Source organism: Bradyrhizobium sp. USDA 3650 (assembly GCF_054057395.1).
In genome coordinates this window covers 1,461,545-1,473,997 of record NZ_JBSRZG010000001.1, presented here as the reverse complement: position 1 = coordinate 1,473,997, position 12,453 = coordinate 1,461,545, and the positions used below count along the sequence as shown (strand labels likewise).

10 protein-coding genes are annotated in these 12,453 nt (G+C 63.4%); 6 read left to right on the top strand and 4 right to left on the bottom strand.

Annotated features, from left to right (window positions below; translation table 11 throughout):
- Positions 1–8: 8 nt before the first annotated feature.
- The 3 genes from ACVIN2_RS07135 to ACVIN2_RS07125 all read left to right on the top strand — a co-directional run bounded on the left by ACVIN2_RS07135 (position 9) and on the right by ACVIN2_RS07125 (position 3,148).
- Entirely contained in the window at positions 9–329 is a 321-nt protein-coding gene (locus ACVIN2_RS07135) for a plastocyanin/azurin family copper-binding protein (RefSeq protein ID WP_456765054.1), read from the top strand.
- A gap of 23 nt (positions 330–352) precedes the next feature.
- Entirely contained in the window at positions 353–2,014 is a 1,662-nt protein-coding gene (locus ACVIN2_RS07130) for a methyl-accepting chemotaxis protein (protein ID WP_456765053.1), read from the top strand.
- A gap of 159 nt (positions 2,015–2,173) precedes the next feature.
- Positions 2,174–3,148: a magnesium transporter CorA family protein gene (locus ACVIN2_RS07125; RefSeq protein ID WP_456765052.1), complete on the top strand. Its 975-nt coding sequence runs from the start codon at positions 2,174–2,176 to the stop codon at positions 3,146–3,148.
- Between the two features lie 44 nt (positions 3,149–3,192).
- Here ACVIN2_RS07125 and ACVIN2_RS07120 read toward each other — a convergent pair whose 3' ends face one another.
- Together ACVIN2_RS07120 and ACVIN2_RS07115 are read right to left on the bottom strand one after the other, a co-directional pair.
- Positions 3,193–3,819 carry an alpha/beta hydrolase gene (locus tag ACVIN2_RS07120; RefSeq protein WP_456765051.1) on the bottom strand — a complete coding sequence of 209 codons (627 nt, stop codon included), beginning with the start codon at positions 3,817–3,819 and terminating at the stop codon, positions 3,193–3,195.
- Positions 3,816–4,754 (bottom strand): ring-cleaving dioxygenase, encoded by a 939-nt coding sequence (locus ACVIN2_RS07115; RefSeq protein ID WP_456765050.1) that lies wholly within the window; start codon positions 4,752–4,754, stop codon positions 3,816–3,818. The genes ACVIN2_RS07120 and ACVIN2_RS07115 overlap by 4 nt, the downstream gene beginning before the upstream one ends.
- 129 nt (positions 4,755–4,883) lie before the next feature.
- Between ACVIN2_RS07115 and ACVIN2_RS07110 the strand changes: the two genes are divergently transcribed.
- Both ACVIN2_RS07110 and ACVIN2_RS07105 read left to right on the top strand, forming a co-directional pair.
- The gene (locus tag ACVIN2_RS07110; RefSeq protein WP_456765049.1) at positions 4,884–5,813 is read left to right on the top strand and encodes a LysR substrate-binding domain-containing protein; all 930 of its coding nucleotides are present in this window, start codon (positions 4,884–4,886) and stop codon (positions 5,811–5,813) included.
- 174 nt (positions 5,814–5,987) lie between these two features.
- The gene (locus tag ACVIN2_RS07105) at positions 5,988–7,556 is read left to right on the top strand and encodes a hypothetical protein (RefSeq protein ID WP_456765048.1); all 1,569 of its coding nucleotides are present in this window, start codon (positions 5,988–5,990) and stop codon (positions 7,554–7,556) included.
- A gap of 81 nt (positions 7,557–7,637) precedes the next feature.
- Here ACVIN2_RS07105 and ACVIN2_RS07100 read toward each other — a convergent pair whose 3' ends face one another.
- Together ACVIN2_RS07100 and ACVIN2_RS07095 are read right to left on the bottom strand one after the other, a co-directional pair.
- A complete protein-coding gene (locus ACVIN2_RS07100; protein ID WP_456765047.1) occupies positions 7,638–10,331 on the bottom strand; it encodes an ATP-binding protein in 2,694 nt (897 codons plus the stop codon).
- Complete coding sequence (locus ACVIN2_RS07095) at positions 10,328–11,359, bottom strand: ABC transporter substrate-binding protein (RefSeq protein WP_456765046.1); 1,032 nt, start codon at positions 11,357–11,359, stop codon at positions 10,328–10,330. Before ACVIN2_RS07095 ends, ACVIN2_RS07100 begins: the two co-directional genes overlap by 4 nt.
- 294 nt (positions 11,360–11,653) lie before the next feature.
- Between ACVIN2_RS07095 and ACVIN2_RS07090 the strand changes: the two genes are divergently transcribed.
- Complete coding sequence (locus ACVIN2_RS07090; RefSeq protein WP_456765045.1) at positions 11,654–12,421, top strand: hypothetical protein; 768 nt, start codon at positions 11,654–11,656, stop codon at positions 12,419–12,421.
- Positions 12,422–12,453 lie beyond the last annotated feature (32 nt).

Here is a 12,453-nt window from a genome sequence, read left to right as displayed (position 1 = left end):
GATATCCCATGCGTACACTTGCTCTGTTCACTTGCGTCATCGTCAGCGGGCTTTCGGTAGGCGCTTATGCGGCCACCGAAGTCATCCACCAGCAGGGGCGCGTCTTCTCAGCCGAGAACATCTCGGTCAAGAAGGGCGCTGCCGTCACGTTTTTGAACGATGACACGGTGCCTCACAACATCATGTCGGCAAGCAAAGGCAACGAATTCAACCTCGGATCGCAGGCGCCCGGTACCTCGACGGACGTCAGCTTCAAGGATGCCGGCGAGGTCCTGGTGATCTGCGCCATCCATCCCCGCATGAAGATGATGGTCAAGGTAACTGACTAACCACCACGTGGCGCCGGAGATTGATGATGTCGATACGCTACAAGATATTCGGTGCCTTCAGTGTCGTGATCCTGCTGGCCTGCGGGATCGCATTCTACGGCATACGCGCCATCGGCAATTCCGGCGACCTGGTGATCCGTCTCTATGACGGGCCGCTGATGGGGATCAACCACGCGCGGGCCGCCCACGCGGCGCTGCATGAGGCCCGCCTCGTGCTCCAGCGAAACCTGCTGGCGGGCAGCTCAGGCGAACAGGTCAAGAAGTTCGAGGATCTGGTGCGCAGCAGCTTCGAAGATCTGAAAGTCGTGCGCGAACGCACCTCATCGCCGAATGTCACGACGGTCCGCGAGAAGGTCGAGGGCCAGCTCAAGGAATGGTCCAGCGGCGCGCTGAAGATTCTCAAGTCGTCCGCCGGCGGTACGACGGAGATTCCGACCAGCTTCCTGCTTGCGCAACAGGGCGACCGGCTGATGACGTCGATCGACGATCTCGTCGAGCTTGTCGCCGCTTATGGCTATGAGTATCGCACGGAGGCGGAAGCAGCGGTCGGCTCGGCCCGCAAGACGATGATGTCAGTGGCGGTCGGGACGGCGCTGATCGGACTCGTCATCGCGCTCGCCTTCACTTACTCGATGAGCCGGCCGATTTCGGCGGCAGTCCGGATCGCCGAACGCGTGGCAGCCGGCAACTTCATGGATGACATATCCGTCCGTCGTCGCGACGAGCTTGGGCGGCTCCTGAAGTCTCTGGCCGTGATGCAATCCAGCCTGAAGGCCCGCGCCGATGAAGACCTAGCCTTGATCGCCGCCAAAGATCAGAGCAGCGCCGCGCAGATCGGCCGCCGGCAACGGATGGAGGCCGAGATCGATGCCTTCCGCGCCGCCTTCACCTCCGTGCTCAGCCACACCGACCGCATGACCGGGGAGTTGACGAACACGGCCCAGAACTTGGCATCGACAGCGCGCAACGCTGGTACGCAGTCCAGCGAGGCGGCTTCGACTGCCAAGGAAACGTCGAGCAACGTCCAGACGGTTGCGAGCGCCGCGAGCGAACTCGGTCAATCGGTGCAGGCCATTACCTCGCAGCTTGCCGATGCAACCGTAATCGTCCAGCGCGCCTCCGGCATGGCGGAGTCCGCCAATCAAACCATCGGCAGGCTCGCAAGCGCGGCGCAGCAGATCGACGAGGTGGTCGGCTTCATCCGCACCATCGCCGGCCAGACGAACCTGCTTGCGCTCAACGCTACCATCGAAGCCGCGCGGGCCGGCGAGGCGGGTCGGGGCTTTGCCGTCGTCGCGTCGGAGGTCAAGGCGCTTGCAACCCAGACTGCGAAAGCAACCGAGGAGATTTCGTCGCAAATCAACGAGGTACAGTTGGCGACACGGCAGGCAGTCGACAACGTCGGAGCCATCGCCTTGATCATTGGCGACATCGACAGTTTTACAGGCCGGATCGCCGCGGCCGTCAGTCAGCAGAATGCGGCGGCGGGAGAGATCTCCAGAAATATCGGTCAGGCCGCCACTGGTACGGCTCAGGTTGCCCGCAGCATTGCCGGAACAGCCGAAGCCACCGACAATGCCAACCGTTCCGCCGACATGGTTCTGGCAACCGCCCACGATCTCTCCAGCCAGGCGGCGCAGCTGCGTTCGTCGGTGGATCGCTTCCTCGCCAACGTGGCGGCTTGAACGGCCCTTGCGTGGATTTGGGTTGGCGTGGCGGTCCGCTATTCAGCGCGGGTCTGCCAAGCAAACGCACTGAACGTTTGGAACCCTCAGACGTTAACCCGGTGGATGGCAGCCGAATGAACCATCCGGCGTGACGACGTAGCCACGGGGTCCGGTTCCTTGCTCAAGCTGTACAGGTGGCCATCCGACGACTGGCAGAAGATCGGCGCGGAAATGCCGTCCGAGATCATTTGGGCTGATCTTTTGGACGCGACGGCAGAAGAAAAGCAGTTCGTCGAGCGATTGCTCGGGATACGCGTTCCGTCCGAGGATTCGCTCAGCGAGATCGAAGCGTCGAGCCGCCTGATCCTCGACAACGGGACGCTCTATCTCAGCTCGCCGGCGGTCCGGCTCAACGAGGACAACGAGGCCGAGATCACGCCGGTGGGATTCGTCATCGGCCCGCGCGTGCTGGTGACGGTGCGCTTCGCGCAGCTGCCGATCTTCGACGACATCGGCAAGCGCATCGGTTCCGATGACAGCCTGGAGAACGGCATGTGCGTGTTCACCAGCCTGGTCGAGGCCATGGTCGATCGCGGCGCCGATGTCCTGGAGCATCTCGGCGCGAAGGTCGACAGGCTCTCGCGGGGCGTCTTCAAGGGCGGGCTCGTTCGCACCAAGCGGCCGGTCCGCTCCAGCCGCAGGATGCGCGAGGCGTTGGAGAACATCGGAGAGCTGGCCGATCGGCTCGCCAAGGCGCGCGATGTCCTGCTTGGCGTCGGCCGCGTCGCCTCGTTTGCCGGCGATGTCGGGAGCGAGTGGATCACGCCTGCGTCGAAGAAGCGCCTCGAAGCCGTCTCCAAGGATGTCGCTTCGCTCGGCGATTATGAGACGCGATTGTCGGACAAGATCCAGCTTCTGCTCGATGCCGTGCTCGGCTTCATCAACATCCAGCAGAACGAGCTGTTCAAGATATTGACGATCGTCTCGGTCGTCGGCGTGCCGCCCACGATTCTGGTCGGAATCTGGGGCATGAACTTCAAGCACATGCCGGAGCTGGACTGGACGTTCGGCTATCCGCTGGCGTGGCTCGCCATCATTGCCAGCGGCGTGCTGCCGCTGATCTGGTTCAAGCGGCGCGGCTGGTTCGAATGAAGCCGCGGCGCACCGTTCGGCAACGATGCGCCGCTTTTTCCGGATCAGGCGACTTCGGCGGCGAATTTGCCGATCCAGTCGCGGGCGAGCGTCACATCCGCTTGCGACAATTGATGGCCCGCCGGCAGAACCTTGTGTTCGACCCGTGCTCCGGCTTCAGACAACAACGAGGCAAGCTTCGCCGAATTGCTCGCCGCAACGATCGGATCAGCCTGCCCTGACAGAAGCATGACGGGCTTGCCGCCGAGCTCAGCCTTCGGCGGATCCGACAGCGGCACCATGGCGCGGAGCAGGATCGCGCCCGCCAGCACGTTCGGCTCCAGCAGCAACAGCGCGGCTGCGATGTTGGCGCCGTTGGAGAAGCCGACCGCGACCGGCGCGGCGATGCCGTAGCGCTGCCGTGCCTCCGCGACGAAGCCGCCGAGTTCGTGCGCACGGCGGCGCACGTCGTCCTCGTCGAACACGCCCTCGGCAAGGCGGCGGAAGAAACGCGGCATGCCGTGCTCGAGCACGCGGCCGCGCGGCGAGAGCAGGGCCGAGCCGGGCGAGACCATCTTGCCAAGCCCGAGCAGATCGTTCTCGTCGCCGCCGGTGCCGTGCAGCAGCAGGAGCGGAGGGGAGCCCGCGCCGGTCGCGGGCTCGAAGCGATGGACGAATGAACTCTCGGTCACGACACCCTCTCTTCCAAATTCGGCAGAACACCCTCGATCTGCTTGCGCTGCGCTTCGAGGAAGCTCGGCAGCTTCAGGTCGCGTCCCAGCGTCGCGACGGGCTCGTCGACGGCGAAGCCGGGGATATCGGTCGCGATCTCGAACAGCACGCCGCCAGGCTCGCGGAAGTAGATCGAGCGGAAGTAGTTGCGGTCCCTCTGCTCGGTCGGATGCAGGCCGTGATTGCTCACGAGCCTTTGCGCCATCTTGCCCTGCTCGGCGTCATCGGCTGCGCGGAAGGCGATGTGATGCACCGAGCCGCCACCTTGGTGCCCGCGCAAAAAGCCCTTGGCCTCGTAGATGTCGACGACGCTGCCTTCGACATCGCCCGGTGCCTTGAAGCGGATCACGGAGCCTTCGCGCGCCGTTTCCTCGAACCCGAACACGTCGGTGAGGACGGCAGCCGTCTTTGCCGCGCTGTCGAGCAGCAAGGTCACGCCGTGGAAGCCGCGGATCGCATGTTCGGCCGGCACGTCGCCATTGCTCCAGCCGGGCTCGCTCTCGGCACCGGGAATGCCGACCAGCGCGAGGGCCATGCCATCAGGGTCTGTGAACGGCAGCACGGACTCGCCAAAGCGCTTCTCCAGCGCCTCGTAGGCGATGCCCTTCTCGACGAAGCGCTGCGTCCAATAGCCGAGCGAGCGTTGCGGCACGCGGAAGGCGGTCTGGTGGGTCTCGCCGACGCCGCGCCGCCCGACCGGCACACCGGCCCAGGGAAAGAAGGTCAGGATGGTGCCGGGGCGGCCGGTCTCGTCGCCATAGTAGAAGTGATAGGTGCCGGGATCGTCGAAATTGACCGTCTTCTTGACGAAGCGCAGGCCGAGATCACGGGTGTAGAAGCCGAAATTCCTGATCGGGTCGCCGGCGATCGCGGTCACGTGGTGCAGTCCAGACATTGTCGTCCTCCAAAGCTCGGGGAGCGGTCTTGCTCGGACCGGAAATATCGTTCCGCTTTGGATTGGAGACAATCCATGCAAATATGACGTCTATGTCTACGATTTGGAAACAATCGCCGGCGCCGGCCCATGGATAAGGTCGCCAGTCTCCGGGCCTTCGTAAAGGTGGTCGAAAGCGGCAGTTTTGCCGAGGCGGGCCGGCAGTTGCGGCTGTCACGCTCGGCGATCAGCAAATACATCGCCGACCTCGAAGAAAGCCTCGGCGTTCAGCTCCTGAACCGGACCACGCGCCATGCGAGCCCGACCGAGAACGGCCAGCGCTATTTCGAGCGCGCGGTCGTGATCCTGTCGGAGATCGAGGCGGCCGACCAGGCCGTGGCGCAAGCGCAATCGGCGCCGCGCGGCCTGTTGCGCGTCAACGCGCCGATGTCGTTCGGCACCCTGCGGCTCGGGCCGGTGCTTGCCGATTTCATGGCGCGATATCCCGAGCTGCAGCTCCAGCTCGTGCTCAGCGACGACCTGCTCGATCCCGTCCAGGACGGTTTTGACGTGACCTTGCGGATCGCGGAATTGGAATCGTCGAGTTTGATCGCGCGAAAAATCATGCCGGTGGGGCGCATGATCTGCGCTTCACCCGATTATCTCGCACGTCACGGCACACCGAAACATCCACAGGATCTGCGCGGGCACGCCTCGCTGACATATGGCTTCCTGCTGACGGGCAATCAGTGGAAGCTCACCGGCACCGACGGCGATCACTGGATTCAGCCGGCCTGGTCGCTCTGCGTCAACAATGCCGAAGTGCTGCGCGATGTCGCGATCAAGGGCAGGGGGCTCGCGCTGCTCCCGGAGTTCATCGCCGCCGACGCCTTGAGGAAAGGCGAACTGCGAACGGTGCTGAACGATTATTCCGCGCCGCCGCTGGCGCTCTATGCGGTCTATCCGCCGACCCGGCATCTGTCGGTGAAGGTGCGGCTGTTCATCGATTTCCTGGTGGAGCGTTTTGGCCGGGAGGGCGACGAAGCCGGCGGGAGCAGACATACAGAGGCCAGGCTATAGATCCATGGATCTGCCGGCAGGAGGGTTTGCGAGAGTCCGTCCGAGACCAAACGTCGCGAGCATTGTGAGCTGGTTCACAACCGCTCGTCAGTGTTTCTGGCAATGTGACGCGTAGTGCGGCTGTGCGAATGGATTCAGCCGATTGCAGATGCCTTATTGTTTTGGAGGCACGCTATGATCGATCAATTTTTCACAACAATCCACCTCGACGCCGCGCACCTTGTGGCGGGAGTGTTGACGGCCTTTTACGCCGGACATCGTTTTGCCACGCCTAGGACGCTCAGGTCAGAGACAACCCGCTTTCAATATTACAGCAGTTACGTGATGTATGTCATTTCGTGCATCGGGCTTCTGATGTTCTTGAGCTGGACCCTTGCCCACAAGCCGGAATTGCTTGGTCTCCTGTACTCGCCAAGTCCCATTCCTGAAGGATTGAAGAGCCTTGATGCACCACTTGTGGCCGCGCTTATCCTAACGACGTTGCTGCCATCGGTTCCTGTTCTGCGGGATATTGATGGTGCCATGCTGCGTTTTTTTCACCGTATGGGCGCGATCCCGCTTGGAGCTGTTCGCTGGGCGCAGCGGATCAACATGACGCAGCTTACGATTTCTGAAAGATTGGTCGCAGACACCAAGTTTTATATCGCCAACAGCACGCTTCTGCCTGACTCTCTGGCCGCCCAGCTGCAGCCCGATTTCACGTTGGATAGCGTGCGCTTTCGGTTTACGCGATGTCTGGCGCTCTACGTTGCCTTGAGCAATCTGCCCGGTTGGACTGCTTATTCCGCCGACTTTCCCGAAGAGCGAGCCACTTTCGAGAAGAAGATGAGCAGCTTCTTCGCTCAGTCCGTGGCGTTTTTCACTCTCACAAGTCAGATCGCTCAGCGTCAGCTTGAGCCAGCGGCGGAGCCGGTTGACCAATTTCGTTCTTACGCACTCGAAGCCTACGAGGACATTCGGTTGATGCTTGCCAGAGTGCTCCTTTACAGTTGCAATAGCGACAGCGAAGTCGCTCACCAGTTTGCAAGGATTGGCTTTTCCATTCAACGGCCGTCTCTGATCCGCCTGCCGTTAAATCTGCTGAGCTTGGACTTCGCCGGGGTCGTCGCGCTGTTCGTCATAGTGACGATTTCCCTGGCCGGCGGCGATTTGGGCAGGGCATTAGGCATCGGGATGCTTGTGGCGGTCAATCAGTCAATCGCGGCGGTGTGTGCCCTCGCACCGAAGCAGTTGTGGAACTTTGCCGATTATCGTTGCGTCAGGGAAAGGCCTACTCTGTCTTATCTGATCTCCGGCGCATGCACCCTCACGATAACGCTGCCGATTTCGTTTTGCTTCTATCTGCTCCGGGCGCATTTTCCAGTCGATGCCGTTCATCCGGTCCTGCCGTTCGTGGCCCAAGCCAAATGGCTGCTGCTCCCCACCGTGCTTTCAATGGCATTGGCTTTTGCGTGTGACGATACAATCGAAGCGGATCACGAACCGTGGTGGCTCAGGTGGGCGGAGAGCGCCGGGCTGGCTGTACTCATGGGCTTTTCGGGCTTTCTCGTGATGCACTGGTTGAGCGTGAACCAGCCGACAGTACAGCACCTGCTGTTGATACCGTGCCTGCTCAGCGCCTCAATCGGTGCGCTCTTTGGCGTCACGATTCCGTACTGGTATCGAAAAACCATGAGGGGGGGAGAGTTGGAGGCGACAAAGCCGGTGCAGTCGAGTGCGGAAAAGGTCGCCCCGGCAGTCTGATGGAAGGCGCCTGCCTTGATCTGGACTGATAAGGCTCCGCCAGATTTTTCTTCGGGCCCAAAATGAAGAACTCGAGCGCATCTAGCTGATCGTACGCTGCTCCGCCGGCCGGAGCAGATCGTCCAGCGCGCTCATCGAGGCCTCTCGAAGCGCGGCGAGCTCGCGGGCGGCGCTCTGGGATTCGGGCGAGGACATCGAGGCTGCTGCCAGCTCGACCTCGCGGCTGCGCTCGAACAGGCGGACGAGGCCGAGCGCGCTCGCGCCGCTGCCGAGTTGGTGTGCGGATCGCGCGAGCTGCGCGGGATCGCCAATCACTGCTGCCTTGGCGATGTCCTTGATCAGTTTTTCGCTGGTCTCTTCCAGCAGGTCGTGGAGTTTTGCGATCTGCGTCGCGCCCAGCAGCTCCTTCTGGTCGTCGAGGAAATGCCGGTCGATCAATGCGCCTGCGACGAGTTGAGGCGGGGCTGGCTGGTTCTGGGCATCGTCCTCGATCGCCTCGCGCAGCGCATTGATCAGGATCGGCTTGCTGACGATCCTGGCAATGCCTGCCCCCGCGAGCCGCTCGCGGGCGCGGCGCGACATGTCGGCGGTTACCGCGATGATACGCGGCATGGTCGGCAGACCGAGCGTTCGAATCCGCGATGCCGCCTCGACGCCGTCCATATCGGGCATATGCAGATCCATCAGAATGATGTCGAAGGCTTGATCGCGAGCGAGTGCAACGGCGGCCGCGCCGTTCGTGGCGATGGTGGCGTGGTGGCCGAGCCTCTTCAACATCGCTTCGCCGACCTCGCAATTGACGGGGTCGTCGTCGACCAGCAGCACGCGAAGCTGCCGCGATGGCGGCTGGTCCGCGCCTTGCGCGATGCCGTTCGCGGCGAGGCCAAGCGGGACCTCAAGCATGAACGAGCTGCCCGTACCCGGCGTGCTCGCCACCGTCAACTCGCCGTGCATCAGGCGGGTGAGGCGCCGCGCGATCGCCAGTCCAAGGCCGGTGCCGCCGAACCGTCGCGCGATGCTGTCGTCGGCCTGGACGAAATCCTCGAAAATCCGCTCGTGCATGTCGGGCGCGATGCCGATGCCGGTATCGCGAACGGTGATGCGCAGCAGGACATGATCGTCATGTGCCTCGGCGGCCGCGCTCAAGCCGATGCCGCCGCGCGGGGTGAACTTGATCGCGTTGCCGATCAGATTGAGCAGAATGCGATTGAGCCGCACCGGGTCGCCGTGCACGGAGGTATTGACCGTCGCAGCGCAGGCCAGATCGAAGGAGAGACCTTTGTGAGAGGCCTGCGGACGCATCAGATCGGCCGCCGTTTCGACGAGCTGGTCGAGGCGGAAATCGCGGGTCTCCAGAGTCTCGGCGCTGGCCTCCAGGCGCGCATATTCGAGGATGCCGTCGACCAGCGCGATCAACGTTTCGCCCGACGCGGCCGCGGTCGTGAGGTGGCGCCGCTGCGCTTCGCCGAGGCTGCCGTCGTCGAGCAGTTGCAGCACCCCCATGACGCCGTTCAGCGGCGTGCGCAGCTCGTGGCTGACGACCGCGAGAAAGCGCGATTTGGTCTCGTTGGCCGCGACCGCCGCGCTGCGCGCGCGCTCGGCGGCATCGTGCTCGGCAAGGGCCTGGTCGCGGGTCTTTTCCAGTTCGGAGGTGCGCTCGATCACTTTGCGCTCGAGGGTCGCATAGGATTCGCGCAAGTGAGCGGCCATCCGGTTGAACTGATCGCCGAGCGCCTCCAGCTCGTCACCGGTCTTGATCGCGAGCCGCAGGCCGAGGTCGCCGCTGCCGATCCGCCGCGCGCCCTGCGTCAGGATCTGGATCGGCACGGTCATGCGCCGGCTCAGAAAGAGAGAGACCAGCACCGCACATGCCAGCAGGATGACCAGGAGAAAAGTCGAGCGTCCGATCGACGCATAGATCGGCGCATAGGCCTCGGTGAGCGGCAGCTCGACGAACACCAGCCAGCCCAGCGAGGGGACCGTCGCATAGGTCGAGAGCACGCGTTGACCGGACAGATCCTCCTTGACCAGGCCGCCGGAGGGCGGCCCGACGCCATCGAGCGCGGCGCGGACGTCGGCATGGCCGGAGAGATCGCTGCGACGCAGTGCCGGCCACAAATCGGGATGCGCGATCAACAACCCCATCCGATCGACCACATAGGCCTTGCCGGTGTTGCCCACCCTGATCCCGGCGACGAGGTCCCAGATGAAGCGAAGATTGACCTCGGCGACAATGACATCGGGCGTGAGGCCGGTTCCGCGCGTGGCGAGCGTCATGAACGGCTCGGTGTCGCCGAGGAAGTAGACCGGTCCGTAATAGGCGCGGCTTTCATTGGCGCCGCGGAAGGCCTGCGAAGCGGAGAGATCGGCCTTGCTGCCGATCCTGTCCGCGACACGGCGCGACACGCGCACCTGCTCGCGGCCTTGGGCGTCGAGCTCGGCGATTTCCGCGACCGCGGGCGAGAGGCGCAGGAGGCGGATGGCGTTCAGACGCTGGTCCTCGTTCGTGGACAGCTCCGGGGGCAGGCGCGACAGCCATCTGATCTGGTTTTCGATCTGGCCAATGAACTGGCCGATCTGGATGGCGGCGCTTGCTGCCTGCTCGCGCTGGATCGCCGCCAGCAGCTGCTTTTGCTCGCGATAGGAGAACCAGACGTCGAAGCCGGTGTTGATGGCGAGCGCGGCGAAAGCGAGCGCGACGATCGAGTAGAGGTATTTGCGGAACAGCCGGCCGGGAGGTGGCCGCAAATCTCCCTGGTCGATCGTCTCGTTCACTCGCGGATCTCGTCGGCGCGCGCGAGCAGCGTGAATGGGATCGTCAAATCCAGCGTGCGGGCGACCGTGCGGTTGATCAGGAGCTCGTACTTCCGCGGCGATTGCACCGGCAGGTCGCCGGCCTTGGTGCCGCGCAGGATGAGATCGACATAGTCAGCCGAGCGCACTTCGAGCGTCGGCCCGTAGCTCATCAGGCCGCCCGCATCCATGAAATAATAGAACGGGTAAATCGTAGGCACGCGATATTTGGCCGCCGCGGCCACCGCAGCCTGTCGGTGGACCACCAGGAAGCTGTCGACCAGCGCAATCATCGCCGCCTTGGGCGGTTCGGAGAAGGGCCTGACGGCTTCGTCGATCTCCGTTGGCGCGCTGACGGGGGCGGGGACCACGGACACGCCGCCCAGTGCTGCCTCTTGCTCGATGGAATCGAGGAAGAAGCGGCCGCCGCGAGGCGTGGTCGCCGGATTGTACAGGATACCGACGCGCGCAAGATCCGGCACCGCCTCCCGGATGAGCTGAAGCCATTTGCCGCCCATCTCGGCGCTGCTGTTGGTGAAGCCGGTCACGTTGCCGCCGGGATGGGCGAGGCTTTCGACGAAGCCGTTGCCGACGGGATCGTTGGCGGTCGCGAACACGATCGGGATGGTTTTGGTGGCCGCCAGGACTGCTGCGGTTTCGACCGTCGAGCCAGTCAGGATCACATCCGGCTTGAGCGCCAGCAATTCCTGGACCGCGGTTTTCAGTCTGTCCGGCGCGCCGAAGGTCGAACGGAGTTCGAGGCGGAAATTGACGCCTTCGACCCAGCCTCGCTGCCTCAAGCCCACGATGAGGCCGCCCAGGCGGGAGGTCGGGCTGTCGATCATGCTCCTTCTGGTCAGTTCGTCGTCGAGCGGCAACGCCGTCAGCGATGCGACGACGCGCATGCGATCAGATGTCGCGCCGAGCGCCAGCCAGCCCGCGGCGGTCGTGCCCACAAGGCGAATGAACCCGCGGCGATCGACCGCGAGAGCGGAAGGCCGTTCGGTCATGGATGTCTTTGCATGATGGTGTGCCCCAACCCGATGCTTAGCGCGAACGGCCGGCATCCACAATTGATGAAAAAATGCGTTTGTGACTGCTCATTCGCAGCGTTTGGCGGCCCGATACCGTATTCCTACGCCGCCAAAGAGTCGCTGTTTCGAACCTTGTCTCCTCCGTGACACCTTGTAACGCACTGCAGCGTTGCAACATTTTCCGTCTCGGTCCTGATGACGGTTCGGGGAGCCCGATTTCGTAGCTGCCGATTTTTGAAGCGTTGTTTCAAATTTTTTCGAAGGTTTTCGATGCGCAAAATCTATCTCATTCCGGCCCTCGTTGGCCTGCTCACCTTCGTTGCAGCGGGGCCCCTTGCGGCCCAGGGCGCCGTGCCGAAGCAGAAAGCGGCGCCGGCACCGAGAGCCGCCGCCGGTGCAGCTCCCGCAGCAGCCGGGACGCCGGTCGCTGCCGGCGCGACGTCGGCGGCCGAGACCGCGGCCGCGGACGACAGGTCCAAGGCGATCGACTCCAAGGCGATCGACGGCTTCCGCTCCGCGAAGTTCGGAATGAACGAGGCCGACGTGCGCGCGGCGATAGCCAAGGATTTCAGCGCGAAGCCCGACGCCGTCAGGGCGCAGGACAATGCATCCGAGCTGACACACAGCCTGCTCTATTCGGCGCCCGAGCTGCTGCCGAACGGCGGCACCGCCGAGCTCTCCTACGTGTTCGGCTACAAGTCGAAGTCTCTGATCCAGATCGGGGCGGTCTGGTCGAAGGGCACCGACACGACGATCACGCCGGAGAAGCTGTTTTCCAACGCCAACATCCTGCGCGCCCATTTCCTCAGCGAGGGCTTCAAGCCCGATTCCATCGCGGTCAACATGCCCGTCAACGGCGGCATCGTGATGTTCCGCGGCAGCGACGCCAAGGATCGCTCGGTCATCCTGCTTCTCCAGGGCACGTTCGAGAACAAGGACAACAACCAGCGAGTGCTGACGCCGACCAGCCTGCTGCTGTTCTACGTCGCCGACGCCAAGAGCCCGGACATCTTCAAGCTGCCGCCCGGCCAGTTCTGATGCCGCGCTGCCACGACATTCTCCCACCCGGT